The sequence below is a fragment of the Streptomyces sp. SID9727 genome, assembly GCF_010550605.1.
GTDB lineage: Bacteria > Actinomycetota > Actinomycetes > Streptomycetales > Streptomycetaceae > Streptomyces.
The window spans coordinates 1-25,863 of the sequence record NZ_JAAGNI010000091.1; the positions used below are offsets into that span (position 1 = coordinate 1).

The 25,863-nt window shown below is 72.3% G+C and carries 23 protein-coding genes, 1 tRNA gene and 1 pseudogene; 10 read left to right on the top strand and 15 right to left on the bottom strand.

From position 1 onward, the window contains the following. Positions 1 to 551: FAD-dependent oxidoreductase (locus tag G3I41_RS05480; RefSeq protein ID WP_164399173.1), on the top strand; the 551-nt coding region annotated here is incomplete at its 5' end. Positions 552 to 565: 14 nt separating this feature from the next. Here the strand turns inward: G3I41_RS05480 and G3I41_RS05485 are convergent. Both G3I41_RS05485 and G3I41_RS05490 read right to left on the bottom strand, forming a co-directional pair. Then, positions 566 to 961, bottom strand: coding sequence for a hypothetical protein (locus tag G3I41_RS05485; protein WP_164399174.1), 396 nt, complete (start codon positions 959 to 961; stop codon positions 566 to 568). Positions 962 to 1,040: 79 nt separating this feature from the next. Next, positions 1,041 to 1,535, bottom strand: a complete 495-nt coding sequence (locus G3I41_RS05490; RefSeq protein ID WP_164399175.1) for a DUF309 domain-containing protein — start codon at positions 1,533 to 1,535, stop codon at positions 1,041 to 1,043. Between the two features lie 109 nt (positions 1,536 to 1,644). Between G3I41_RS05490 and G3I41_RS05495 the strand changes: the two are divergent. Together G3I41_RS05495 and G3I41_RS05500 are read left to right on the top strand one after the other, a co-directional pair. Beyond that, positions 1,645 to 4,277: pseudogene (locus tag G3I41_RS05495) on the top strand (AAA family ATPase). A gap of 50 nt (positions 4,278 to 4,327) precedes the next feature. After that, positions 4,328 to 4,401: transfer RNA gene (locus G3I41_RS05500), tRNA-Pro, on the top strand. 352 nt (positions 4,402 to 4,753) lie between these two features. Here the strand turns inward: G3I41_RS05500 and G3I41_RS36655 are convergent. The 7 genes from G3I41_RS36655 to G3I41_RS05535 all read right to left on the bottom strand — a co-directional run bounded on the left by G3I41_RS36655 (position 4,754) and on the right by G3I41_RS05535 (position 11,612). Then, positions 4,754 to 6,127: a tryptophanase gene (locus G3I41_RS36655; protein ID WP_164399176.1), complete on the bottom strand. Its 1,374-nt coding sequence runs from the start codon at positions 6,125 to 6,127 to the stop codon at positions 4,754 to 4,756. Beyond that, positions 6,100 to 7,356, bottom strand: a complete 1,257-nt coding sequence (locus tag G3I41_RS36660) for a tryptophan dimethylallyltransferase family protein (protein WP_164399177.1) — start codon at positions 7,354 to 7,356, stop codon at positions 6,100 to 6,102. The genes G3I41_RS36655 and G3I41_RS36660 overlap by 28 nt, the downstream gene beginning before the upstream one ends. A gap of 352 nt (positions 7,357 to 7,708) precedes the next feature. Beyond that, on the bottom strand, positions 7,709 to 9,055 hold the full coding sequence (locus tag G3I41_RS05515) for a cytochrome P450 (protein WP_164399178.1): 1,347 nt from the start codon (positions 9,053 to 9,055) through the stop codon (positions 7,709 to 7,711). Then, complete coding sequence (locus G3I41_RS05520; RefSeq protein WP_164399179.1) at positions 9,052 to 9,657, bottom strand: ATP/GTP-binding protein; 606 nt, start codon at positions 9,655 to 9,657, stop codon at positions 9,052 to 9,054. Before G3I41_RS05520 ends, G3I41_RS05515 begins: the two co-directional genes overlap by 4 nt. After that, positions 9,632 to 10,021, bottom strand: coding sequence for a DUF742 domain-containing protein (locus G3I41_RS05525; protein WP_164399180.1), 390 nt, complete (start codon positions 10,019 to 10,021; stop codon positions 9,632 to 9,634). Before G3I41_RS05525 ends, G3I41_RS05520 begins: the two co-directional genes overlap by 26 nt. After that, positions 10,018 to 10,416 (bottom strand): roadblock/LC7 domain-containing protein, encoded by a 399-nt coding sequence (locus G3I41_RS05530; protein WP_018552722.1) that lies wholly within the window; start codon positions 10,414 to 10,416, stop codon positions 10,018 to 10,020. Before G3I41_RS05530 ends, G3I41_RS05525 begins: the two co-directional genes overlap by 4 nt. Then, positions 10,413 to 11,612 carry an ATP-binding protein gene (locus tag G3I41_RS05535; RefSeq protein ID WP_239081492.1) on the bottom strand — a complete coding sequence of 400 codons (1,200 nt, stop codon included), beginning with the start codon at positions 11,610 to 11,612 and terminating at the stop codon, positions 10,413 to 10,415. The genes G3I41_RS05530 and G3I41_RS05535 overlap by 4 nt, the downstream gene beginning before the upstream one ends. Before the next feature lie 350 nt (positions 11,613 to 11,962). Here G3I41_RS05535 and G3I41_RS36665 point away from each other — a divergent pair, with 350 nt between their 5' ends. From G3I41_RS36665 to G3I41_RS05545, 4 genes are all read left to right on the top strand, one after another. Further along, positions 11,963 to 12,091 (top strand): DUF4265 domain-containing protein, encoded by a 129-nt coding sequence (locus tag G3I41_RS36665; RefSeq protein WP_239081493.1) that lies wholly within the window; start codon positions 11,963 to 11,965, stop codon positions 12,089 to 12,091. 524 nt (positions 12,092 to 12,615) lie between these two features. Next, positions 12,616 to 12,744 (top strand): LPFR motif small protein, encoded by a 129-nt coding sequence (locus G3I41_RS37355; protein ID WP_275408390.1) that lies wholly within the window; start codon positions 12,616 to 12,618, stop codon positions 12,742 to 12,744. Positions 12,745 to 13,140: 396 nt separating this feature from the next. Continuing rightward, positions 13,141 to 14,070: an XRE family transcriptional regulator gene (locus tag G3I41_RS05540; RefSeq protein ID WP_164399181.1), complete on the top strand. Its 930-nt coding sequence runs from the start codon at positions 13,141 to 13,143 to the stop codon at positions 14,068 to 14,070. A gap of 220 nt (positions 14,071 to 14,290) precedes the next feature. Beyond that, complete coding sequence (locus G3I41_RS05545) at positions 14,291 to 15,490, top strand: oxygenase MpaB family protein (protein WP_164399182.1); 1,200 nt, start codon at positions 14,291 to 14,293, stop codon at positions 15,488 to 15,490. A gap of 120 nt (positions 15,491 to 15,610) precedes the next feature. Here the strand turns inward: G3I41_RS05545 and G3I41_RS05550 are convergent, their stop codons facing one another. From G3I41_RS05550 to G3I41_RS05565, 4 genes are all read right to left on the bottom strand, one after another. After that, positions 15,611 to 16,804 carry a TetR/AcrR family transcriptional regulator gene (locus G3I41_RS05550; protein ID WP_164399183.1) on the bottom strand — a complete coding sequence of 398 codons (1,194 nt, stop codon included), beginning with the start codon at positions 16,802 to 16,804 and terminating at the stop codon, positions 15,611 to 15,613. 100 nt (positions 16,805 to 16,904) lie between these two features. After that, on the bottom strand, positions 16,905 to 17,996 hold the full coding sequence (locus tag G3I41_RS05555; RefSeq protein ID WP_164399184.1) for an NAD(P)-dependent alcohol dehydrogenase: 1,092 nt from the start codon (positions 17,994 to 17,996) through the stop codon (positions 16,905 to 16,907). Then, positions 17,993 to 18,493, bottom strand: a complete 501-nt coding sequence (locus G3I41_RS05560) for a DUF4334 domain-containing protein (RefSeq protein WP_164399185.1) — start codon at positions 18,491 to 18,493, stop codon at positions 17,993 to 17,995. Before G3I41_RS05560 ends, G3I41_RS05555 begins: the two co-directional genes overlap by 4 nt. Before the next feature lie 25 nt (positions 18,494 to 18,518). After that, a complete protein-coding gene (locus G3I41_RS05565; RefSeq protein WP_164399186.1) occupies positions 18,519 to 19,163 on the bottom strand; it encodes a TetR/AcrR family transcriptional regulator in 645 nt (214 codons plus the stop codon). 229 nt (positions 19,164 to 19,392) lie between these two features. On the opposite strand from G3I41_RS05565, the gene G3I41_RS05570 reads away from it, so the two are divergent. Both G3I41_RS05570 and G3I41_RS05575 read left to right on the top strand, forming a co-directional pair. Then, positions 19,393 to 20,418: an LLM class F420-dependent oxidoreductase gene (locus G3I41_RS05570; protein WP_164399187.1), complete on the top strand. Its 1,026-nt coding sequence runs from the start codon at positions 19,393 to 19,395 to the stop codon at positions 20,416 to 20,418. A 57-nt stretch (positions 20,419 to 20,475) separates the two neighbouring features. Beyond that, complete coding sequence (locus G3I41_RS05575) at positions 20,476 to 22,290, top strand: AMP-dependent synthetase/ligase (protein WP_164399188.1); 1,815 nt, start codon at positions 20,476 to 20,478, stop codon at positions 22,288 to 22,290. 50 nt (positions 22,291 to 22,340) lie between these two features. Here the strand turns inward: G3I41_RS05575 and G3I41_RS05580 are convergent, their stop codons facing one another. Continuing rightward, positions 22,341 to 23,480 carry an acyl-CoA dehydrogenase family protein gene (locus G3I41_RS05580; protein WP_164399189.1) on the bottom strand — a complete coding sequence of 380 codons (1,140 nt, stop codon included), beginning with the start codon at positions 23,478 to 23,480 and terminating at the stop codon, positions 22,341 to 22,343. A 92-nt stretch (positions 23,481 to 23,572) separates the two neighbouring features. Here G3I41_RS05580 and G3I41_RS05585 point away from each other — a divergent pair, with 92 nt between their 5' ends. Further along, positions 23,573 to 24,199, top strand: coding sequence for a TetR/AcrR family transcriptional regulator (locus G3I41_RS05585; protein WP_164399190.1), 627 nt, complete (start codon positions 23,573 to 23,575; stop codon positions 24,197 to 24,199). Between the two features lie 51 nt (positions 24,200 to 24,250). On the opposite strand, the gene G3I41_RS05590 is transcribed toward G3I41_RS05585, so the two are convergent. Beyond that, positions 24,251 to 25,741, bottom strand: coding sequence for an aldehyde dehydrogenase family protein (locus tag G3I41_RS05590; protein ID WP_164399191.1), 1,491 nt, complete (start codon positions 25,739 to 25,741; stop codon positions 24,251 to 24,253). Positions 25,742 to 25,863 lie beyond the last annotated feature (122 nt).

A 25,863-nucleotide genomic window follows, 5' to 3' on the forward strand; every position in this document is an offset into this window, starting at 1 on the left:
CCGGCGTCCGCGTGCGCCACGCGGACGGCCGGACCGCCACCCTGGCCTGCGACACCGTGGTCTTCACGGCCGACTGGATCCCGGACCACGAACTCGCCCGGCGCGGCGGCCTCCCGATGGACCCCGGTACGCGCGGCCCCGCGCACGACCCCGCCCACCGCACCGGACTGCCGGGGGTCTTCGCCGTCGGCAACCTCCTGCACGGCGGGGAGAGCGCGGCCACCGCCGCCCGCGAGGGCCGGGCCGTCACCGGACCCGTGCTGGCCCACCTCGCCGCCGGGACCTGGCCGGCGAGCGGCCCGCCGCTCGCCGTCGCCGCACCGCTGGAATGGATCGCACCCAACCTCGCCGGACCCGGCGGGCGCCGGCTCCTGGTGCGGACCGGCCGGCGGCTGACCGTGCCGCTGCTCGTCGCCGTCCAGGACGGGGCACTGCTGCACCGCGAACGACTGGTGCGCTCCGTCGCGCCGGGCCGCTCCTTCTCCCTCGCCGCCGACTGGCTGGGACGCGTCGACCCGCGGGGCGGCAGGGTGCGACTCCGGCTCGGCTGAGCGGGGGCGGCCGCTCAGGGAATCAGCAGCCAGTCCGAGCCGATCGCGGCGACCAGCCCGACGGCGAGCAGCCAACTGCCCAGCCTCGTACGTCCGTTCCGGCTCAACTCGATCACGATCCCGCAGAGGATCAGCGCCAGCCCGTAGACCCCGACCACCAGGACGGAGGCGCGGCTCGCGAGCCGAAGCCCGAGCACCACCGCCATCGCCGCCATCCCGACCGAGGACAGCACGACGCGCAGCCGTCTCGCCTGCCGGGGGGTCAGCCGGCGCCCGTCGGTGTCCTCGCCCTCGGCGAGACCGTCCGCAAGCCCGTCCGCGACGTCCTCGGCCCGGCCCTCGACGGTGGTTTCGGCGGTGTCCTCGGCTATCGGGGCGTCCGCGGCTCGGTCCTGGTCAGAAGTGCTCATGACGCGGGATGGTAATGGTTGCGACCCGGCCCGTTCTCCGTTGTCAACCAACACCGTCGAAAGCAGGCCGACTTGTGCCTCACGGCTGGTTCGCCCGCAGCCTCGGTGCCTCCGCCGCCGCGTCCACCGGCCCCGCGCCCGCGCCTTCCACCCGCACCGCCAGTTCGCGCGCCCAGCCGGTGAGCTCCCCGAGCCCCATCCCGTGCGCCTCACCGGCCCCGTACGCCTCCAGCGCCGCCGCGCCGCGCCGCAGCAGCCGCGCCCCGCCCGTCGCGTTGCCCCGGGCGGCATGGGTCAGGCCCACGGCCAACTGGGCGAGGCCGCGCCACAACTCCCGTTCCGCGTCAGGGCCCGCCTTCCACGCGTCCTCGAACACCTCGTGCGCGTGGAACGGCATCCCCGCGTCCAGCAGCCTCTGCGCCTCACGGACCGTCTCACCGGCGGTGCGTTCGACGCCCTCCGGCTGGCGTTCCACCCCCGGCGTCCCGTACGGCAGCGGGCGTCCCAGCCCGTCACGGGGGCGCGCGTTCTGCGCCCGTCCCTCGGAGTCCCGGTCCCTGCGTGTCTCGTTCACACCCCGATTGTGCCCCGCACCTGCGGCGAACTGTCCGAACCACTGCCCGTGGAACCCCGCGCGCGACTAGGCTCGACCACCATGGTCACCACTTTGGGGGAGGGTAGGCATGAAGCCGTCCCGGCCGCTTTATGAGCGCGAACCGGAACTCGCCACTGCCGCACAAGCCATCGACGCGCTGTGCGGGGCACAGGCCACCGGCGGGCTGCTGATCTACAGCGGCGAGGCAGGCATCGGCAAGACCGCGCTCCTGGAGGAGATCCAGGCCATGGCGGCGGACCGGTGCACCATCTGGTCGGCACGCGGCGGTGAGACGGTCACCTCGGTGCCGTTCCACGTCGTACGCCAGTTGCTCCAGCCGGCCCTGGGCCAGTTCCCGCCCGACGACGTACGGGCCCTGTTCGGCCCCTGGTTCGACAGCGCCGCCCCGGCCTTGGGCCTGGCCGAGCCCTCCGGCCCGCAGCCCGATCCGCAGGGTGTGCGCGACGGCCTCGACTACGTCGTGAAGCGGCTCGCGTCCCGGCTCAGCCACCGCCCGCTGCTCCTCGTCATCGACGACGCCCACTGGGCGGACGGCGAATCCCTCGCCTGGCTCTCCTCGTTCACCGCCCGCCTCGGCGACCTGCGCGTGCTGGTCGTCCAGGCCCACCGGCCCGAGGAGCTGGCCGCCCGCGAGGCCGCGCGCAACGCGGCCGACGGCCACCCCGCGCAGATCCGGGTCGCCCTGCGCGCCCTCACCCCGGACGCCACCGCGGAACTGGTCCGAGCCACCCTCGGCGAGCACGCCGACGACCCGTTCTGCCGCGAGGTCTGGGCGGTCACCGGCGGCAACCCGTACGAGGCGGTCGAGCTCGTCGCCAAGGTCCAGGACAAGGAGCTGGCCCCGCTGGAGGAGGCCGCCGGGCTCCTGCGCGAACTCGGAGCCTCCGCCCGGGGCAGCGGCCTCGTCGCCCGCCTCGAACGGCTCGGCACCAACGCCAACCGGTTCGCCTGGGCGGCCGCCGTCCTCGGGACCGACATCTCCCAGGACCTCGCCGCGACCCTGGCCGGGATGAGCTCCGCCGAGGCGGCGGACTGCACCGCCCGGCTGCGCGAGGCCCGCATCGTCAGCGGCTTCGACCCGCTGGAGTTCGTGCACCCGCTGATCGCCTCCGCCATCTACCGCTCGATCCCGCCGGCCACCCGAACCGCCATGCACGGGCGGGCCGCCTGGGCGATCACCGACGCCGGTCTCGGCCCCGCCGCGGCCTCCCGCCACCTGTTGGAGGTCCACCCGGACGACGACCAGGAACTCGTCGCGCAACTGCGCGCCGCCGCCAAGCAGCACCTCGCCGTCGGCGCCCCGAGGCCGCCCGTCGCTGCCTGGAGCGCGCGCTGGAAGAGCCGCCGCGCCACGACGTACGCGCCACCCTGCTGTACGAGCTCGGCTGCGCCACGCTGCTCAGCTCCCCGGCCACCACCGTGCAGCACCTGCGGGCCGCCCTGGACATGCCCGGCCTTGCGGACGAGCTGCGGGTGGACGCCACGTTCCGGCTCGCCGCCGCGCTGTCCCACAACAACCAGCTCAAGGAGGCGGCCCTCGCCCTGGCCGCCGAGGCCGAGCGCACGGCACCCGGGCCCGGCCTGATGCGGCTCCAGGCCGCCCACTTCCTCTGGGAGGGCATGCAGGCCACCGAGGAGGACGGCCCCGGCCGCTCGCGCCGGCTGGCGGCCAACGCCGACCACCTCACCGGCCGGGACAACGCCGAACGCGCCCTGCTCACCCTCCGCGCCTTCGACGCCATGCTGCGCGGCGAGAACGCCGAGATCATCGTCGACTTCTGCGAGCGCGCCCTGGTGGACGGCCACCCCGCACGCGGACTCGGCTGGACCGATTCCGAGTGGGGCTTCGAGCTCCCCGCCATGGTCGGGATCGCCTACGCCTTCACGGACCGGCTCGACCGCGCCGAGGAGCTGTTCGGCGAGGCGGTCCGGGCCTTCGAGATCTCCGGCTGGAGCGGTGCCCACCTGGCCTTCGCGCACACGCTGCTCGGCCTGGTCCACCGCCGCCGGGGCCGCCTCGCCGAGGCGGAGGGCTTCCTGCGCGAGGGACTGCGCCTCGCGGACCGCGTCGGCAGCGGGCTCCCCGTCCACTGGGACGCGGCCTGCCTGCTCATCGACACCCTGCTCGCCCGGGGCAAGGTCCCCGAGGCCCGCAAGATCGCCGACCAGTACGACTTCGGCCTGCCGTACCCGAGCGCCATGGTGCTGCCGGACGCCCCCTGCGTCCGGGGCCGCCTGCTGCTGGCCGAAGGCCGTACGAAGGAAGCGGTGACCGAGCTGGAGGCGGCCGGGCGCGCGCTGGAACCGCGCGGCAGGTTCAACGGCATCTGGGGCCCCTGGGCCGGCGACCTGGCCCGTGCCCTCGCCGACGAGGACCCGGGCCGCGCCGCCCAGCTCGCCAACACCGCCCGGGTCCACGCGGAGCGGTTCGGCACGGAGACCGCCATCGGCGAGGCCCTGCGCTGCGTGTCCCTCTTCGCACGCCCGGAGGAGTCCGCACACCTCCTGGGCGAGGCGGTCCGCCACCTGGAGGCGTCCCCCTCCGGCTACGAGTTCGCCCAAGCGCTCGTCGACTACGGCATCGCCATCCGCTCGCCCCGCGAACTGGCCCGCGGCCACAAACTGGCGACCGCCTGCGGCGCGGAAGGACTGGCCGCCCGCGCCCAGCAGGCACGCGCGTCGATCCGGTCCACCGAGTGAGGTAATGTTTTCCCTGCAGCCGCCACCCGGCCGGACCGGGTGAGGGGCAGCGGGACGTGGCGCAGCTTGGTAGCGCACTTGACTGGGGGTCAAGGGGTCGCAGGTTCAAATCCTGTCGTCCCGACTGGAGACAGTCGCAGATCAGGGCCGGTGTCGGAGAAATCCGACACCGGCCCTGATCATTTCCCGGGGCCAGTCGGGGGCCGACCGGGATCTGTCCCGGCACCCGGCCGAAGGCCTTCGTCCATCAGCGGTCTCGCCTTGGCCGCCCTCGTCGGTTTGCCGGCATCCGCGGCCGTGTCACCGGGCAGTGGTGGGTCCTGCGCGTGCGCGAGAACGGAAGACGGCCCCTCCCCTCACTGGGGCGGGGCCGTCCCTCGGCTGCCACGCTGCCGCTGGACCGGTACGGCCGGTCGGTCTGCACTGCTGCGGGACCTGACGGCCGGGCTCGCGTCGTAAGGAACAAAGAGTGCTGATCAGGCGCCGGCTGTCACGGGTTCCAGCTTGATGCTGAAGTGCCGGAGGATCGGGGACTGGCCCGTAACCCGGTATCCGCGGACCGATTCAGGATTCTTCGCGATGTCCGCCAGAGTGGCGGCCACGTGGTCGTAGTGGCTGCGGGTGTAGACCCGTCGGGGGAGCGCCAGCCGTACGAGTTCGTACGGCGCCGTCTTGACAGGGTTGCCCTGCTCGTCCTCTTCGCCGAGATACAGCGACCCCAGCTCCGCCGAGCGGATGCCTCCGCGCAGGTAGAGCTCGCATACGAGTGCGGTTCCGGGGTACTGGTGCGCGGGGATGTGGGGCAGGAGGCGCCCGGCGTTGACGTAGAGGGCGTGCAGACCGGCGGGTTCCACGATGTCGACACCGGCCTCGCGGATGCGTGCGGCGAGGTAGGCGGCAATGTCGGCACGCTCGGCGAGGTAGGCCGGCTCGGTCACTTCGAGGAGGCCGCGGGCCATCATGTCGAGGTCGCGTCCGGACAGACCGCCGTAGGTGGTGAAACCTTCGGTGGCGATGAGCAGACCCCCGCACCGCTCGGCGAGTTCGGCGTCCTTCAGGCCGATGAAGCCGCCGATGTGGACGATCCCGTCCTTCTTCGCGCTCATGACGCAGGCGTCCGCGAGGCGGAAGGCCTCCTCGGCGACCTGGCGCGGGGTGCGGTCGGCATAGCCGGGTTCGCGCTGGGTCACCAGCCAGGCATTCTCCGCGAACCGGGCCGCGTCGAGGACCATCGGCACGTTGTGGCGGCGGCACAGTTCGGCGGTGCGGCGCAGGTTGTCCATGCTGACCGGCTGGCCGCCACCACCGTTGTTGGTGATGGTCATCAGCACGGCCGCGACGGGTGTCCGGTCCGCGTTCTCCAAGGCCTGTTCGAGGGCGACCAGGTCGATGTTGCCCTTGAACGGAAAATCGCTGTCGAGGTCCTTCGCCTCGGCGCAGGGCAGGTCGTACGCCGTGCAGCCGGTCAGTTCGACGTTGGCGCGGGTGGTGTCGAAGTGCGTGTTGGACAGCACGCTCGTGCCGGGCCGCAGCAGGGAGGAGAAGAGGACGCGCTCGGCCGCGCGGCCTTGGTGGGCCGGCAGGATGTGGGGGTAGCCGGTGAGTTCGGAGACGACCTCGTGCCACCGGTAGAAGGAGCGGCTGCCGGCGTAGGACTCGTCGCCCTGCATTCCCGCGGCCAGCTGGTCCGCGGAGATGGCACCTGTCCCGGAGTCGCTCAACAGGTCGATGGTGACCTCGTCGGCCCGCAGATCGAAGGGGTTGTAGGCGACCCGCTTCAGCGCGGCCTCGCGCTCCTCCCGGGTGGTGAAGGCAAGAGGTTCTACGACCTTGATGCGGTAGGGCTCCACGTGACTTCCTTCTGTGTGCTGTGCGGGCTGACGTGGCCGACGGCCTGGTGCCCGAGGTTCATGTCGCTCTGAGTGCGTTGCGCAGGCATCCAGGGGTGCCGCTGGTACTGCTCCTGCGGCGGCCGGACGCGGTACGCCTCGGCACTCAGGTAGGAGGTGAGCCGGGGCGGCCGGTTGCGCTCGTACACCAGGGCCAGGTAGGCGATCAGTCCCACGCCGTCGGCGAGGGGTCGCTGTGTGAGCGCTCCCAGACTTCGGTTCAGCACCGTGGCGTCCATACCGGCCCGGTTCAGCAGGGCTGTGGCGCGGGCGAGGGCCTCCTCGTCGTCGCGCACGTAGTCGCGAACGGGAATGTGGAGCGTGAAGCCGCTCGGGTCGCTGTCACCCGCGGTGAAGGAGTGGCAGGTGAGCGCCGGCCGCCGCACCAGCCGCAGGGTGTCGTCTCCGCCGCGCCCGGACGGCGCGAGGGAGCCCGCGGCCGCGTGGAAGAAGGAGCGGATGTCGGCCGCTGTGGCGCCGGAGGTACGACTGAGCGCGCAGGCGTCATCGGCTGACATACGCGGGTGTCTCACGTAGACCTTGACGCGGGGGGACGCCCAGGCGCCGAGGTCCAGAGCGAGGAACGGGTAGCCCGCCGCCGGGGGCAGCTGCTCGAAGGCCCGGTCGTAGCCGAGCCGCAGCAGTGCCTCGTGCACGGTGCGGGCCGCGTTTTCCGGGCCGGAGGCGGAGGGGTTCAGGTAGACCTTGACCCCTGGGACCCCTCCGGCGCGCAGATCGAGCGCATACCACAGGGCCAGGGGGCCCTGTGCCGCAGCGGGGAAGAACAGGTCGGCCAGGGCGTCGAGCCGGTCGGTGGAGAAGCCCCATCGGGTGCCCATGGCGCGGATGGCCGCGAGTCCGGCGCGGCCGCTGTCGACCATGTCGTGGTGGGCCCACCCGGGCTCCACGAGCACGCGCAGGGCCGGGGCGGCATCCGGAGCGGCGGCGAGGGAGAACTCGACGGGGGTGTGGTCATCGGAGAGGAAGGTGGGCGAGGCCGGCGGCAGGGACAGCGGCCGGTGAGCGGCGCCCGCGAGGGAGTCGACGAGGACCTGTCCGTACAGCTCGGTGTCCGCCTTGCTCAGGCCCACCGTGGTGCCCAGGCGACGAAGTTGGCCGAGTACGTGCTCGCCGAGCGTCGTCTCACCGGGGCTGGTTGCCGGCACGCCGGGGCCGGGGCGGGAGGTCATCGTGTGCCTCGCACGTCGTGGCGCCTGCCGCTTCGGGACGGTGCGGGGGTACGGGGGCGTGCTCGGCCGACGAGGGAGGAGGCAGGGGCCGGTGCGCTGCCGGGAGCAGCGGGTATTCGGTCCTGCGGCTGGTCGGGTTCGCCGCCCCCGCACGCGTTCCGTCTGCGGGGGGTGGTGCGCCGTGGGCCCGGTCGGGCGCTCGCGGATGGGGGCGCGGAGATGCTTGCGAGGTCCAATGTCTCTCCTTCATCTTGTGTCACTCCAGACACTCCGCGCCGTTCTACCCAGGAAGTTGATCTCTCATGCGGTCTGTGTCAACTGCCTGTGTCACATGCATCACAAGGGGTGTGGGCTACTGGTTCGTCAGCCACTTCATGAAGCTGCTCCAGCGCCCCGTTTTGCCGGCGGGCTGCGGCGCCGCGGGCGTGGGCGCGGCCGCGACAGGGGGCGCCTGGTGGCGGGGCACGGATGTCGGCTCCGGTGCGGCCGCGGCGCGGGGAGTGACTGCGTTGAACCGCACGGGCAGAGAGGCCAGGGCCCGGTTGAAGGGACCGGGCCGCCAGGCCAGGCTGTCCGCGGGGACGGCGAGTTCCACGTCGGGCAGGGCGTTGAACAGCGTCTCCAGGCCCGTCAGGGCGATCAGCCTGGCCGGGTCCTTCGACGGGCAGGCGTGCGGGCCCGCGCTCCAGGCGAGGTGGCCGCGGGTGTCGGCACCGCGGTCCGCGAGTGCCGTGTTGGCGGCGCCGAAGGACACCAGCACCAAGTCGCCGGCGCGCACCTTGTCCCCGGCCACGTCCGTGTCGACCACCGGGTAATGGGGCGCGTAGTTGGACATCGGGGCATTGCGCCACAGCGTGTCGTCCAAGGCCTTGTCGAACTGCCCCAGGCGCGCGAACTCCTCGTTGGTCAGCATCGTGTAGAAGGCGTTGCCGATGAGGTTGCCCTCCGGCTCGCCGCCCGCACCGAGGAGCAGCACCAGCGTGTGGGCCAGTTCCTCGTCGTTCAGCTGCGCCGAATGCTGCATCAGGTAGGACGTGATGTCCTCCCCGGGCTGGGAGCGCTTGAGCGCCACCAGCTCGCTGACCGCTCCGAGCAGGACCTGGCTGGCCGCCTCGGCGTTGACTCCGTCGAACATGCCCGAGATACCGAACAGCACCCGGTCACCGATCTCCGCCGGGCAGCCGAACAGCTCGTTGAACACGTACAGCGGGAGCTGCTGGGCGTAGTCGCGGAGCAGGTCGGCGCTGCCGCGGGCGCTGAACTGGTTGATCAGGAACTGGGCTGCCTGGCTGACGATCCGGCTCAGCCGCTTGTTGCTGACGCGGGTGAAGGAGTCGGTGATGGCCTGCCGCAGCCGTACGTGCTCGGCGCCGTCGGTGAACATCGCGTTCGGCCGGTAGCCCAGCAGCGGCAGGACCGGGCTGTCGGGGCGGATGCAGCCCTCAGCCAGTGCGCGCCAGCGGCGTGAGTCCTTGCGGAAGGTCGTCGAATCCTGCAGCAGTTCCAGAGCCGCGTTGTAGTCGGTCACCAGCGTGGCCTCGACACCGGGGGCGATGGTGACCGGAGCCGTGGGGCCGAGCTCCCGCATGTAGCGGTAGTACGCGTGCGGATGGGCGGCGAACTCCGCGCTGTCCAGGGGTATGCGCTGCCCGCTGCCGTGCGCGGGGCAGCCGGGCGGAGGTACAGAGGGGGTTGTCATGCGTGCTCCAGGTCGGCGCGCTCGTACAGATAGCGGACCAAGGTGATCAGGGCGTCGACGGACGACTTCTCGTCGCGTGCGTCGATGGTGACGACGGGGGTGTCGGGCAGCAGGTCGAGCGCCTCCCGGACTGCCTCCGGGGAGTGGACCGTACCGCCGTCGAAGTGATTGATGGCCACGGCGAAATTGAGGCCGTAGCTCTCGACCAGGTCCATGACGTCGAAGGAGTCGGCCAGGCGCTCGGGGTCCACCAGCACCAGGGCGCCCAGTGCTCCGCGGGCCGTGTCGTCCCACAGACTCACGAACCGCTGCTGTCCGGGGGAGCCGAACAGATACAGAACGATGCGTTCGCTCAGCGTCAGCCGGCCGAAATCCAGGGCAACGGTGGTGGTGGTCTTCCCCTGAACCCCTTTGAGGTCGTCGACGCGCTCCGAAAGCGTCGTCATCTGCTCCTCGGTGGACAGCGGCGTGATCTCGGAAAGTGAACCGATCAGGGTGGTCTTGCCGACGGCGAAGTGCCCGACGACCAGGATTTTCACTGCGGTCTGTTCTGCGCCGCTGGGCACGTAGGCGTCCTCAGACAGTGAGAGCCTTGAGGCCATCGAGCACCTCCTTGAGCAAGGCCTTGTTGGTGGGACGGGCCGAGGGAACCGGCGCCCGGGTCACGAGATAGCCCCCCTCGGCGAGGGAACTGAGCAGCACCCGGACCACCCCGAGCGGCAGCTGGGAGTGCGCGGACACCTCAGCGACCGAGAGGTAGCCGCTGGAGCACATCTCGAGGAGCTGCTGCTCCTCGGGCGAGAGCCGCTGGGGGCGCTGTTGCTCGTCGTCGGCCGTCGTGACGAGGGTGATGAGGGCGAACTCACCCTCGTCGGGGAGGTCACGGCCCCGGGTGATGACGTAGGGGCGTACTAATTCCTGGGCCTCGGTCACGAACTCCGTCTCAGGACCGACCGGTTCCGTCATGAGGTGACCGTGTCGCCGCGGAGACCGGTGGACATCGCCTTGCCCAGCCGGCTGACCAGCTGCTGCATCCGGTACGTGATGTCCTGCATGTCGACCTCGGCCGATGCCGCCACGGCGAGGTAGCTGCCGCCGCCCGCGGCGTTCAGGAACACCCAGCCGCCGTCGAACTCGATGAGGGTCTGGCGCCAGTTCGCTCCGTGCTCACCGCAGAAGAAGCTGACGGCCCGGCTGAGCGACTGCAGGCCGGAGACGGCGGCGGCGACCTTGTCGGCATCGCCCCTGTCGATCTCCGCGGTACGGGACATCTGGAGGCCGTCGGCGGAGATCAGGACCGCGTGGAGGGCATGCGGGATCTGCAGGGCGTCCTCGAGCATCCAGGACAGGTCGTCGCTCACGGGGCATCGAATCCTTCGTGTGAATCGGCAGTGCTATCGCCTTCGGCGGCCGGTACCCCCGCACCTCGACCGCTGAGAGTGCCGCGCTGAAACGCGCCCATGGCCGCCACGCGCGCCTCCGCCGACAGGGCCGGCCGCGCTTCCTCGGGCCTGCGGCCGCTGTCGGGCACGACCGCCATGCCGCGCTTGTTCCGTCGCCGCGGCAACCCGCCCTCTGCCGCCGCAGGAGCCGAAGCCCGGTCGGCCGCAGCGGCTCTGACTTCTTGTGTGGTGCTGGGCGTCTTGGGCTCGGGCATCTCGGTCAACAGCTCCTTCGGCACCATCACCACTGCGCGGACGCCGCCGTAGGGAGAGGTGCTGTCGATGGTGACCGTGAACCCGAACCGCGCACACAGGGCACCGATCACCGCGAAACCGAACGCGGGAGGGTTGCCGAGCTCCGATACGCTCACCGCCGACCCGCTGGACAGCAGCGCGGTGGCGTTCGTCCGTTCTTCCTCACTCATACCGACACCGGCGTCGTCGATCACGACGCAGATGCCCCGGGGCACCGTCCGCACCTCGACCTCGACCATGGTGGACGGCTCGGAATAGCTGGTCGCGTTGTCGAGCAGCTCGGCCACGGTCAGTGCGATCGGTTCGACGGCACGACTTGTCACCGCGAAATCGACCCGTGAGGCGATCTCGATGCGCTGGTAATGCCGAATACGGCCCTGCGCTCCGCGGATCACGTCATAAACCGACGCAGCCTCCCGCTGCCGGCCGAGCCACCCGCCGCACAGCACGGCGATGGACTGCGCACGCCGGTTGAACTGCGAGTTCATGTGGTCGATGTCCAACATGTCCCGCAACATGGCCGAGTCGCCGTACTTCTGCTGCAGCCCGGAGATGGCCCGCTGCTGCTCCGCGGCGAGGCCCTGAAGGGTCCGCATCGCCGATTTCAGTACGGTGTTGGTGGCCTCTTCCGCCTCTTCCTTGGCCTGGCGGACCACCTCGTCGTAGCCGCTGCGCAGCTCGGTGACGGTGGACTCGAGGCCGGCGGACCGCCCCTGCCATGCGGTCAGCTCATCCTGAAGGCCGAGCTTCTGCCGACGCAGCGCCTTGATCGTTTTTCGCTGGCGAGTGATTACCGTGGCGGCGACAGCGACGCCGACGGCAAGCGCCCAGACTGTCGGATCCTGCCAAAAATTCGTCATCTGACTCTCTAATGAGGGGCTGTGGTCCAGCTCTCGAAATCTGTCCAAGCGGACCCTCCAATGTGGGCAGACGTCACCGCCCGGAGAGCCCCCCTGGCTGTAGCCACGCCAAGGCGAAAACGCGCGTGGCATGTGCACGCGAGCGTATCACCGGACGATCATGAGGCCGTGTCAAGCCCGCCACGCCGCCGCCCCGTTGGCGAGAAATGCATGCCCATGTCAGCGACAACCCGCCCGCGACGCGCAAGGAGAAGTGCCCGGAAATGCATCCACAGATCGCTGAGCGCTGTCGGCGTGGCCACCGCGCGGCTGACGCAGACGAGACCGCAACGCACAAGTTCCCCAGCCCGATGGCGGCCTTCAACGCACCAGCCGGTGGCGACTTCCAGGAGATCAGGGCGCTCCTGACCCGAGGACAAGAGGACGGGTGGTGGCACTACGAAGTCGGCTGTGCCGCCGACGAGTGGTGGAACGCCTGATCTTCACGCGCTCCGAGACAGCCGTCCTCGCAGCAGCCGGCCCTCGGTGGGCACGCGCCAGTGGGTGGCTGACGCAGGACATCCCGATGCACGGCTCCGGCGGCGTGGACCGCGGCGTGGACCTGGGCGGCGCCGGTGGTGAAGGCGAACAGAGTGCCGCCGGTGAGCGCTCCGTGGGCGGCGAGGTGCTGGTCGAGGGTGAGCCCGGGCGCGTAGGCGGCTGCCGGCCAGGGGGTCTCGGCAACCGGGTCCGCTGCGAGGGGAGGGCTGAGGCACGGTCCGTGCACGCGAGAGGAGAGCTGGACCTCTCGCTCCCGGGGGCCACGGGGTCGCAGGGTCGCATCCTGTCGTCCCGGCTGGGTGCAGTCGCAGGTCAGGGCCGGTTTCGGAGGTTTCGGAACCGGCCCTTGGCCGTCGTCCGGCGCCGGGCCCCGACGTTTTTCCGCCGGGAGCCGGGGTACCCGGTCGCGGACAGAGAACCGCGGCACTCCGGCGGAGGGGTGCGACCGAACAGAGGAGTAGCCATGCTGAAGGCGATCGCGGATGTGTTCCGTTCCATCGGCGGCGCCATCGCCACGGTGGTCACGCTGCCGTTCCGGGCCGTCGCCCGGCTGTTCAGCGGGGCGTCGAGCACCGCCCACGGCCACCACTGAGCGTGCGCCGACTCGTCGCCACGGGTCTTCGAGGGGCGGCTCCGGAGAGGTCCGGAGCCGCCCCTCGGCGTTTCGCGGAGCCGCCTCACCCCGGCCGGACTGCCGAGCAGATGCGCTGTGCGGGGGCGGCGACAGGGGCCGGTGACGGCGATGCGACGACGCTCCCGTGCCGGAAGTTGGCATCGCGTGCACGGTTTCCTGGCAACCCGCGCAGACCTTCGTGGATGCCCGGAAGGGGTCGGCGGCCGGTGCGACGGGCAGGCCCGTATTCGCGCCGCGCCACGCGCTTGAACTGCTGCGGAGCTGTCGTACGCCCGATCTATTGTGTCCCTCGCGCCGCGTCGGCCCGGGGGAGGGGACGACGCGTGGGGCGCACATGACGAGGGGGGCTCCTGCATGTCGAACGCGAAGTCGGATCCGAAGAACCCGGCACTGGATGCCACGGCAGCGGTCCGCGCGCAACTGGGCGCGGAGATGCGGAGGATCAAGGAGGGCGCTCAGCTCAGCTTCGGCGGGCTGGCCGACCGTACGCACTACAGCCGCTCCTCGTGGGAGAGGTTCCTCAACGGCAAGCAGCTGCCGACCCCCGTGGCGGTCGAGCAGTTGGCCGCCGTGGCGGGCACCCCGCCGGAACCCCTGCTCGACCTGCTGGCCAGGGCGGGCGCGCCGGTCGCGGACCCGGTGCCGGTCACGGTCGGCCGGGGGCCCACGGCCACGCGCACCACCGCCGGTGACCCGGCCGCCGGGGCGCGGACGCCGGGCGAGCGGCCCGGGGTGTCGTGGCGGCGGCGCTGCGCGGTGATCGGCTACATCGCGGCGGGCGCCCTGATGGGCTCGGTGGCGACCGGACTGCTCTCCCCGTACCTCGCGGGAGCGGACCAGGGCCCGGACGCCGCGAAGACCCGCGCCGAGGGCGGGAAGGCGGGCGGACAGGGCGCGGACCTCGTCCCGGGCGCCGGGGACATCCAGGTCAAGTGCACGTCGGACACCTGCTGGCGCAACGATCCCCAGGCCATGGAGTGCCAGTGGGACGCGAAGACCGTCAGGAGCACCTACCTGCGCGGCATGCAGATCGAACTGCGCTACAGCGCCGCCTGCCAGGCGGTCTGGGGGCGGATCGAGGGCGGGGCCGTCGGCGACAAGGTGATCATCAAGGACGCCCGGGGGATGGAGTCGGACGCCTTCATCCGCTTCGAGCACGACTCGTACACCAAGATGCTCGGGGTCTCCAAGGACGCGCCGCTCGACTCCATGAGCGTGTGCGGCGAGATCCCCTCCGAGAAGCAGATGCAGTGCGCGCCGAAGGGAACGGTCAGGATGCCCTGACGGCCCAAGCGCGCCCGGACCGTGGAGCGGTCCGGGCGGCGCGCCGTCAAACCGCTTCCGTCACCACCATTGTCGGCAGCGTCGCGCCTCGCTATGTTAATCGAAAATCACATGTGACATCACCTCTGCTCGACGCGGTCCGCAGCGCATCAGGTTCCCGGACAGCATGTCTGTGCGGGCTCCTGAAACCGTCTGGTCCATCAGGGAAGCGGGTAAGTCAATGGAGAATCTCAGCAGGCGCAAACTACTGACGCTCGGCGCGGCACTCGGACTCGCGGGTGCGGCCGCCCCGGCCGGGGCATGGGCGGCCACGGGTCCGGCGGCCGTGGCCGCCGACGGGACCGGGCCCCAGTGGATCTGGGACGATCTGGCGGATCCACTGATGGTGAAGATGCTGGAGAACGGCCACGTCCCCGCCATCAACCGCGCGTGGGGCGCGTGGGTCGACAACAACGACCCGCTGCCCAGCGGGCTTCCCGCCGAGTTCAGCGCCTACCTGAACCAGGTCAACCGGCTGCCCTCCTGGGCCGACCAGACCAAACTCGACCGCGCGGCCGACTTCAACCGGCGCAAGGACACCTACCTGTTCATGCTGTACGGGCTCGGCAGCGGCATCATGAGCACCGTCATCCCGCGCGAGGCCCGAAGCGTCTACTGGTCCGCCGGCGGCGCCCAGATGCAGGACCGGGCGGCCAAGACGTTCACCTTCGGATACGACCTGGCCCAGCTCGGGGCGTTCCGCCCACAGGGGCAGTTCGTCGTCACCGCCAACAAGACGCGGGTGGTGCACGCGGCGGTGCGGCATCTGCTCCCGCAGTCACCGCACTGGCGGTCCGTCGCCGACGAGTCCATACCGATCAGCGCCGCCGACATCCTGGTCACCTTCCACAGCCTGGGCACCTACGTGCACCGCAAGCTGCTGGACTGGAGGGTCCCCTTCTCCGCCGCCGACCAGGAGGCGTTCCTGCACTCGTGGCAGGTGGCCATCCACCTCCTCGGCGTACCGGACGAGCACATCCCGCAGAGCTGGGCGCAGGCCGAGGCGCAGTCGGCACAGGTGCTCACCCCGATCCTCACCCCGACGACCGAGGGCATCGCGCTGGCCGAGGAGCTGCTGGGCCTGACCGCGCAGATCGACCTGGGTGTCACCCGGGGCTTCCTCAACGAGTTCGTGCGCTACGTCCTCAGCGACGACGTCGGTGACTGGCTCGGCCTGAAACGCGACTACCTGTCGGCGGGCCTGGTGCGCACCGCCTGGCCCGCGTACATCCTGTTCCGCGAAGGGCTCTCGCCCGTCATGCCGGGGACCTTCTACGCGATCGACCAGATGGTGCGCGGCCTGGCGATGCTCTTCCTCAACAAGGGCTCCTCCGGGACCACCACCCCCATCACCATCCCCACCGGCAACCGGGCCGGCTGAACACCGCCGGGCCGCCCCGCCCCGCGCGTGGCGGCCCCTCGGCCGGAGTCCGAAGGGCCGGGGGTGCGAAAGCCCAGGGCCGTACGCAGGGCCCGGCCTCGTTCCCCGGGCCCGGGGCGTTCACAGCCCCAGGGCGCTCACGACCAGCGCCGTCACGGCCGCGCGGTGGCCCGGGCCGTCCCGCCACCGCAGTCCGCGCCCGGCCTCGACCGCTACCCCGAATGCCGCGTGCGCCAGGACCCGGGCCTGCCGCGGGTCCAACTCCGGGCGCGCCAGCCGCAACTGCTGCTCCCAGACGGCGATGTGCTCCCGCTGGGCGAGGGCCAGGGGCCGCCGCATGGCTGCCGGCAGGCCGACGACTTCCGCCTCCGCCACGCTGTTCAGCTCGGTGTGCTCGAAGCTGTACGCCACGTAGGTCGCCGCCAGTGCGACGACGGCCTCGTGCGGGTCGGTCACTCCGCGCAGGTTCTGCTCCACCCCCTGGGCGAGCAGTCCCGCGGCCTGGAGACACGCCGCGGCCAGGATGTCGATCTTCCCGGGATAGTGCCGGTACAGCGCGGACGGCGTGAGCCCCACGGCCCGGGCGATCTCCCCGTTCGTCACCTGCGCGAAGCCGTCCCGGGCGAACAGCGGCACGGAAGCCGCCAGGATCTCCGCGCGCCGGGTGCGTGGCACCGGATGGGCGGGCAGTTCGACGGGGCGCGCGGCCCGCCGCTCGGCCGCCGGGCCGCAGGCGGCGACGCCGAGCGCCGACGTCAGCAGGAGGTCCTCGGCGCGCCGCTGCGCGATGGAGGTGTGGTGCATGGTGATGGAGCCGATCGCGCCGAGCGCCGCCACGGCGCGCAGCCGCGCGTCCCCCAGCGGGTGTTCGCGCCGCACCGCTTCCTCGACCCGTGCGACGAGGCGGCCGAACCCGGCCGCGAGGCGCCGCCGGTCCTCGCGGTTCAGATAGCGGGCCTCCCACCGGTAGACACCGCCCGACGCGCGATGGGCGACGGTGATCCGGGTCAGGGGCAGGAGCACATCGGGCAGGGGCGCCCCGGGCGGCACCTCGTCCAGGGCGGATACCAGTCCGTCCACCATGACGTCGGCGCACTCGGCGAACAGGGCGTACTTGTTCGGGAAGTGCCTGTAGAGGGCGGCGGCGGTGATGCCCACCTTCGCGGCGACCTCCTCCATGGACGCCGCGTGGTACCCGCGCTCGCTGAAGACCCGTCCGGCCGCCTCGACGACGAGCTGTCTGCGGTTGCGCGGCCGGGTCGCGGCGGCCCGCCCGGCCGCGGCCGGACGGGCGGAGCGGGGGGCTGGGACCATGCCGATCAGTCAATCACACGGGGTCAGCGGGCCGGCCCCACCCGAAACGGTGCGGCCGGCCGCGCCACGGGGCCGCCGCGCGGGACCCGGGCCGGACCGGTCAGCCGAAGGTGAGCACCGGCTTGACCGCGCTTCCGTCCCGCATGGCGGCCTCGGCCGCGCGGATGTCCTCGAACGGGAAGGCGGTGACCAGCCGGTCGACCGGGAAGCGCCCCCGCCGGTGCAGCGCGACCAGTTCGGGAATGAAGCGGCCGGGGTCGGAGTCGCCCTCGATCACCCCGTGCACCCGGACGCCCTTGGCGAGCAGTCCTCTCACGTCGAGGGACACCTCGCCGCCGAGGCCGAGCAGGGCGAGCTCGCCACGCGGGCGCAGCGCGGCTACCGCCCGGCGGATCATCTCCGGCCGCCCGGTGGTCTCGACGACGTGGTGCGCGCCGCCACCGGTCAGCTCACGCAGCGTCCGCACGAGTCCGTTCCCGGGGGCCAGGACGGCCGTCGCGCCGAGTTCCGTGGCCAGGGCCAGGCGGGAGGCGACCGGGTCGACGGCCACCACCGGGTCGCAGCCGACGGCCACCGCGGCCATCAGCGCGCTCAGCCCGACTCCGCCGGCGCCCACGACGACGAGCGCCGAACCCGCCGGGGGCCGCAGCCGGTTCAGCACCGTGCCGGCCCCGGTCTGGCCGCCGCAGCCGAGCGGGGCGGCAACCGTGGCCGGGAGCTCCGGAGGCACCTTCACCACGCCGCGGGACCTGACGACGGCGTACGTGGCGAAACTGGACTGCCCGAAGAACCCGGCGTACAAGGGCGCGCCGCCCATGGACAGGGGAGTGGTGCCGTCCGCGCGGCCCCCGGAGAGGTTCAGGACGGGTGCGTCGAGGCAGTAGGCGGGGTGGTCCGCCGCGCACTGTTCGCAGGTGCCGCAGCTGGCGAAGGTGAGGCAGACGTGGTCGCCCGTCGCGAGACCGGACACGTCCGCGCCCACCGCCTCCACGACACCGGCGCCCTCGTGGCCGAAGACCATCGGGGTGCGCCGGCGCGGCCAGGTGTCGCGCATGCCGAGATCGGTGTGGCAGAGGCCGGCCGCGGCCATCCGTACCAGCACCTCGTCGTGGCGCGGGTCGCCGAGGACAGCGTCCCGGACGGTGAACGGGGCGCCCGGGGCCTCGGCGACCGCCGCGCGGACGCGCCTCACGCGTGCCGGCCCGCCGGCCCGGCCTCCGGCGGCACCCGCTCCAGGAAGAAGTAGTAGTACGGGCCCTCCGCGGGGGTCCCCTTGGCGTTCATGATGCCCATGAGGGTGACGTCGTCCACCTGCTTGAAGTGGTCGAGGACGGGGCGCCCGTCGTAGACCATGGTGGCCGTCGCCTCGCCGCGGAACTCGACGGTCCACAGACTGGCCTCGCCCTGGCCCAGCTCCTGGTTGGAGTACAGCTCGCCCGCCGCGTCACGGCAGATCAGCGGCTTGGCGTCGTGCACGGACACGAACGTCTTGCCGTACCAGCCGGCCTCGGCCAGCATCCCTTCCAGGGGGTGGCCGGTACGGAACTCGCCGCCCTTCCACGCACCGAGGATGTCCTGTGGGCGCACGGTGTCCAATGCGGCCCAGATCGCGTCCAGTTCGTCGGCCGGGACCGGGCGGTCCCGGCCGCGCAGCTCCTGGAACCGGGCGCGGGCTTCGAGCGCGTTCATACGGTTTCCTCTCGTCGGGCGGCGTTCAGGGGGTGTCCGGCGGCGGGCGGTGGCCGACCGTGCCCAGGCTCAGCAGGACGTGCCGCTCGGCCACCTCCTCGGCGGTGAGCGGGCCGTCGGCGCGGAACCAGTTGGCGACCCCCTGGCACATGATGAGCACCGCGCGCACCGCGTCGGCGGGGATCGGCGTGGTGAAGGCGCCCTGGGCGCGGCCCGCCTCCACGGTGTCCAGGAGCATGTGCTCCAGGTAGTCGCGCAACGCCACGTAACGGGCCCGGTTCTCCGGTTCGAGACTTCTGATCTCCGTGTCCAGAAAGGCCAGTCGGCGCCGGTGGGCCATGGACAGCACGATCGACTCGACCATCCGGCAGAACCTGGCCGGCGGATCGTCACCGGCTTCGGCGGCGGCCGCACGGCAACGGTCGAGCACGTCCTTGATGGACGTCTCCAGCAACGTGGCGAGCAGTGCCTGCTTGTTCGCGTAGTGGTAGTAGAGCGCGGGCACGGTCACGCCGACCCGCCCTGCGATGTCCCGCACCGAAGTGCCGTGGTAGCCGTGCTCGTTGAACGCCTCCATGGCGTGCAGCAGGATCGGATGCAGACCGAGCGGCCCGTAGGAGCGCCAGTGCTCCACCGGCGGCGCGGCGTCCTGACGGGTGTGCGTGCTCAACTGATCTCCTCGGTACGGGTGTGCCCCTCGCCTGGTCCAGCCACTTAGCGATCGTTCAGGGTCTTTCCGTCGACAGGGTACTTCCTGCCTCGGTGTACCGATAGACGGCGTAAAAAGTCAGCAGTGCAAGGGAGTTGACCGCCCGACTGTGCACTTCTAGGTTCTTAGCGAACGCTCAGTAGGACGTGACCGAGCGGAGGCGGACCGTAGCGTGCCGAGAGAGGAATCCATGGAACTGTCCTCACCCCTGACGTACGCGGGCGATCCGCGCGCCGCCGCCGACCGGGCCGCCGCACTGGAGTCCGCGGGTCTCGACGCCGTCTGGGTCGCGGAGGCGTACGGCTTCGACTCCCCGACCGTCATGGGGTACCTCGCGGCGAAGACCGACCGGATGCGGATCGGCTCGGCCGTCGTCAACGTCTACTCGCGCACTCCCGCCCTGATCGCCCAGACCGCCGCCGGCCTCGACGCGGTCAGCGGGGGCCGCGCCCTCCTGGGCGTCGGAGCGTCCGGCCCCCAGGTCGTGGAGGGCTGGCACGGCCGCCGCTACGACCGTCCGCTCGGCCGCACCCGCGAGGTGATCGAGCTGTCCCGGCGGATCTGGCGGCGCGAGGTCATCGAGCACCACGGGATCACCGACCTGCCCCTGCCCCCCGAGAAGGGCGGTACCCTCGGCAAGCCCCTCAAGCTGCTGAACCACCCGGTACGCGCCACCATCCCGGTCTACGTCGCGGCGCTGGGCCCGGCCAACGTCCGGATGACGGCCGGGATCGCGGACGGCTGGCTGCCGTTCCTGTACGTCCCCGAGCGGGCCGCCGACGTCTGGGGGAGCGCCCTGGCCGAGGGCGCCGCCACCCGCGACCCCGCGCTCGGACCGCTCCAGGTCGTGGCGGGCGGTCTGCTGGCCATCGGGGACGGCGCGGAGGAGGTCCGCGACCTCATGCGGCCCACCGTCGCCCTGTACGTCGGCGGGATGGGCGCGCCCGGACGCAACTTCTACTACGACCTCGTCCGCTCCTACGGCTACGAGGCCGAGGCGGCGGCCGTCCAGGAGCACTACCTCGCCGGCCGGAAGAAGGAGGCGGAGGCGGCCGTCCCCGCCGAACTGCTGGAACGCCTGTGCCTGGCCGGTCCCGAGGGCTATGTCCGCGACCGCGTCGAGGTCTTCCGCGAGTCGGGCGTGACCATGCTCAACGTGACCCCCGTCGGTCCCGACCCCGCCCGGCTGATCGAGCGCGTGAGGAACTGGCTGTGAGGCCCGCGGCCGCCCCGGGGCCGCCATCCGTCATCCGCCATTCGCAAGGAGGACCCGATGATCCGCACCACCGGTGAAGCCCCGGCCGAGGACACGCTGCCCCGGCTGCTGGCCCGCAACGCGGACCAGTACGGTGCACTGCCCGCGCTCTCCTGGCGGCCGGCCGGGCAGGACGGCGGCTGGTCCACGTACACCTGGGCGGAGGTCGAGGAGCACACCCGTGCCCTCGCCGCCGGCTACCGGGCCCTCGGGGTGGGCCGCGGTGACCGCGTGCTGCTGATGATGCCCAACCGCCCGGAGCACTGGCTGTCCGACCTGGCGCTCGTCCGCCTCGGCGCGGTGCCGGTCAGCGTCTACGGCACCGCCGCGCCCGAGCAGATCACCCACATCGCCCGCAACTGCCGGGCGCGGATCGCCGTGGTGGACGGCGCGCCCGAGGTGGCGGTGTGGGAGCCGCTGCTGACCGACGCCGGCACCCCGCTGGAGCACTTGGTGGTGGCCGAACCGGGGGCGGAGGCGGACCACACGCCGTACGCCGCACTGCTCGGCGGACCGGTGCCGGACGGCTTCGACGGTGAACTGGACGCGGCACGCGCCGAGGACACGCTGACCGTCGTCTACACGTCCGGCACCAGCGGCGAGCCCAAGGGGGTCGTCCTGACCCACCAGCAGGTGCTGTCCAACGCCCTCGCGCTGGACGCCGTGGTGGAGCTGCCACCGCACGTCGAGCACATCTGCTACCTGCCCTTCGCGCACATCGCCGAACGGATGCTCGGCATCTACCTGCCCTGCCACCGCGCCTCGCACGTCCACCTCTGCGCCGACCCGGCGGGGGTGGCCGCCGTGGTCCGCGAGGTGCGCCCCGCGCAGTTCTTCGGAGTGCCGAGGATCTGGGAGAAGCTGTCCGCCACCGTGCGCGGCATCCTCGCGCTGATGCCGGCCGACCAGCGGGCGGCCATCGAGGAGGCGTTCGAGGTGGGGCGCGAGCACGTCGGACACCGGGAGCGGGGGGAGGCGCCGCCCGCCGAGCTGGAGAAGCGGTACGCGCGGGCCCGCGAGGAGGTGCTGCTGCCGATGCTGGCGGCGGGCGGCCTGGACCGGGTGACCTGGTCGGCCAGCGCGTCGGCGCCGATGTCCGTGGACGTCGTGAGGTTCTGGGCCGGCTTCGGGATCGTCATCATGGACGCCTGGGGGCTGACCGAGACCACCGGTGTCGCCACCAGCAACAGCCCCAGGGGCGGCTTCCGGCTCGGTTCGGTGGGGCGCCCGGTGAGGTCCGTCGAGGTCCGGGTCGCCGAGGACGGGGAGATCCTGGTCCGCGGCGCGTCCGTCTGCTCCGGCTACCTCCGGCCGGACGGCTCGGTGCTGCCCGCCGTGGACGCGGACGGCTGGCTGGCCACCGGTGACATCGGCCGGATGGACGAGGACGGCTACCTGTGGCTCACCGACCGCAAGAAGGAGATGATCGTCACCTCCACCGGCAAGAACGTGTCACCGGCCCTGGTCGAGAACGCGCTGAAGGACCACCCGCTGATCGGGCAGGCGATGGTGCACGGCGACAACCGCTCCTACCTGGTCGCCCTGCTGGTGCTCGACGCGGAGGCCGCGCCCGCCTGGGCCGCGGCCAACGGCGTTCCGGCGGCCGGGGGGCCGGCGGAGCTGGTCCGGCATCCCGCCGTCCTGGCCGAAGTGGCCCGGGCGGTCGCCGCCGCCAACACGCGCCTCAACCGCACCGAACAGGTCAAGCGGTACGAGCTGCTGGCCGAGGAGTGGGGTCCGGCGACCGGTGAGCTGACGCCCTCGCTGAAGATGCGGCGCCGGGTCATCCGCGACCGGTACGCCGACGCGCTCTCCGGGCTCTACCGGGACTGAGCGGGACCCGGGGCGCGGCACGGCGTTCGCCCGCCGCGCCCCGGGCCGTGTCAGAGCCCGTACGTCTTGCCGATGACGTCCCGCTGGATCTCGCTCGTGCCGCCGTAGACCGTGGAGACCACCGCGGCCCGCAGATGCCGTTCCATGTCGAACTCCGTCGTGTAGCCGTACCCGCCCATCATCTGCATGCCGTCCAGGGCGGCCCGCTTCGCGGTCTCGGTCGCCTTCAGCTTCGCCATGGACGCCTCGCGCGGGAACAGCTCGCCCGGCCGCTCGTCGCACCGCAGCGCCACCTCGCGGACCAGCAGCCGGGTGCACTCGATCTCGGTGGCCAGGTCCGCGATCCGGTGCCGCAGCGCCTGGAACGAGCCCACGGGCCGGCCGAACTGCTCGCGCTCGCGCACGAAACCGACCGCGTCGTCGAAGGCGCGGCGCGCCAGGCCGAGCATGTTCGACGCCAGGAAGAGCCGCTCGTGGTTCAGCCCGGCCATCAGCTGCCGCCAGCCCCCGTCCACCTGCCCGACGACCGCGTCCGCCGGCAGCCGCACCCCGGTCAGGAAGACGTCGTTGACCTCGCGGCCGCCCATGGTGTCGATGCGCCGGATCTCCACGCCCGCGGTGCCGGCGGGCAGATGGAACATGGTCAGGCCGCCGTGCTTGTCCTCGCCGGTGCGGGCCACCAGGAGGATGTGCCGGGCGCAGTGCGCGTTGGAGATCCACGTCTTCTGGCCGTCGACCACCCAGTCGCCGCCCGCGTCCCGCCGGGCCCGGCAGCGCAGCGCGCCCACGTCCGACCCCGCGTCCGGCTCCGACATGGCGATCGACAGCACGTCGCCGTTCACGACGCCGGACAGCACCGTTCGCCGTTGCTCCTCGCTGCCGAAGGACTCGTACGCCTTCGCCGCGATGACCGTGGTGATGAAGCCCCCGGCCGGGACCATCCCGTACGAGGTCTCCTCCAGGAAGAGGCAGGCGTCGGCCACCCCTCCGCCGGCGCCCCCGTACTCCTCGGGCAGGCACGCCCCGAGCCAGCCCAGGGCGGCGAGTCCGGCGTACAGCTCCGGGTTGTGGGCCTCGCGGCCGCCGGAGGTCAGCGCGTCGCGCTGCTCCCGGGTGCCGCACTCCCGTTTGGCGAAATCACGGATGGCCGCGACGAATCCGGCCTGTTCCTCGGTGAGGTGACTGCGCATCGGATGGACCTCCTGAGTCGGAGAGTTGATACGAAGTGATGTTATCCGTCTCATCGCTTCACTGGGAGGGTCGCGCCGGTATCGTGAGCGGCATGAGAACTGACACGAACGACTCGGCGCTGACCCGGGCCATCGCCGAGTCGGAGACGGAGGACCCCACCGCGAGGCGCATTCTGGACGCCGCCCTGGAGCAGTTCACGCTGCTGGGTCTGCGGCGCTCCTCCGTGGACGACGTGGCCAAGCGGGCCGGTGTCTCCCGGGTCACCGTGTTCCGGCGCTTCCAGACCAAGGACAAGCTGGTCATGGCCACCCTCCTGCGGGAGCACGGGCGGTTCTTCCAGCGGTTGGACGCGGCGGTGGCCGGGCTGCCCACCATGGAGGACCGGGTGGTCGAGGGCTTCGTCGCGGCCCTCCGGTACACCCGCGCCCACCCCCTCTTCGGCGGCCTGCTGCGCCTCGAACCCGAGGTGGTGCTCCCGTACATGACCGTGCGAGGGGGCTCCACGCTCTCCGCCACGGTGACCTACCTGACGGGGCATCTGCGTCGCGCCCAGCAGGCCGAGGGCCGGCCCGGCGACGACCCGCGCCCGGTCGCCGAACTCATGGTCCGCGTCGCCGTGTCCTTCCTCCTCAACCCCGCCGGCTGCATCGAGATGGACGACGAGGACCAGGCCCGCGCCTTCGCCCGCCGCTACCTGGCCCCCCTGCTGGACGCCTGAACGGCACGCCCCAGCTGGGGGCCCGCCCCGCGAGGATCCGCCCGACAGGCCCTAACGGCGCCGGTGCAGCGCCCGGGCCAGCCGGACCGCGCGCTCCCGGGCGGCGGCCGGCACCTCGAACGAGGTCAGCGCGATCAGCGGGGCGAACCGCTGAACCGTCATCGACTGGGCGGAGGTGAAGGCGCGCAGCCCCTCCTCGCCGTGGATCCGCCCGAACCCGGAGTCCGCCGAACCGCCGAACGGCAGCGCCGGTACCGCCGCGAAGCCCAGCACCGAGTTCACCGACACCGCCCCCGCCCGCAGCCGCGCCGCGATCGCCGCCCCGGAGCGCCCGCTGCCGCAGAACACCGCCGCTCCCAGGGCGTACCGCGAGGCGTTGGCCCGCTCCACCGCCTCGTCCACGCCGGACACCGCGTTGACCGCCACCACCGGGCCGAACGTCTCCTCCGTCATCGCGGCCGCGTCCTCCGGCACGCCCGTCAGCACGACCGGCGCGACGAACGGGGCGCGCACCGACTCCGGCCCGCCCGCCACGGCCCGCGCACCCGCCTCCAGCGCCCCGGCCACATGCCGTTCGACGATGTCCACCTGGCCCGGCAGGGTCATCGGTCCGTACGCCGCCTCCGTGCCGGCGCCCGGGCGCAGCCGCCCCGCCCGCTCGGCCACGCGCTCGCACAGCGCGGCGTGGATCTCGCGCACCGCGTACACGCGCTCCACCCCGGCGCAGGTCTGCCCCGCGTTGCTGAAGGCGCCCCAGACGATGGCGTCGGCGGCGGCGTCCAGATCGGCGTCCGCCGTCACGATCACCGCGTCCTTCCCGCCGCACTCGGCGAGGAACGGCGTCAGCGTCTCCGCGCAGACCGCCATCACCTTCCGGGCCGTTCCCGGCGACCCGGTGAACGCCAGCTTGTCCACCCCGGACCTGGCGAGGGCGTCCCCGGTGGAGCCCGGACCGGTGACGACGGTGAGCAGCCCCGCGTGGGCGGGTACGGCCGCGTCGAACAGCCGGGACAGCAGAAGGCCGGTGCCCGGCGTGAGTTCGGAGGGCTTGAGGACCACCGCGTTCCCGGCCGCCAGGGCGTAGGCGACGGAGCCCATCGGCGTGTACAGGGGGTAGTTCCAGGGGCCGATGACCCCGATCACCCCGAGCGGCCGGTACGCCAGCGTCGCCCGCTGGTGCGCCGTGAACACCCCGGTGCCCACCTTCCGCCGGCGCAGCACGCGTTCCGCGTGACGAGCGGCCCAGGCCAGGTGCTCCAGCGTGAGCACCACCTCCAGCGCCGCGTCGCCGGCCGGCTTCCCGGTCTCCTCGGAGATGGCGCGGGCCACCGTCTCCAGCTCGGCCGCGATCCCCCTCTTCCAGCGGAGCAGATGGGCGCGGCGCCCGGCGGCGGGCAGGGCGGCCCAGGACCGTTGCGCCTCCCGTGCGCGGGCGACGGCCCGGCCGACCCGCTCCGGCCCGTCCACCGGGTGCTCGGCGATGCGCTCGCCGGTCGCGGGGGCGCGCGTGGTGAAGGTGGCGGCAGCAGTGTCGTCGGTCATCGGGGCCCCATTCCGCGGGAGTACCGTGTGAGTCGAAGATACTGAAACTATTGAAGTGTTTCATCGGGGTCAAGGCCGCTGACGGGCACGGTGGTTGAGGCCCCGGTGCGGACAGGTGGGAG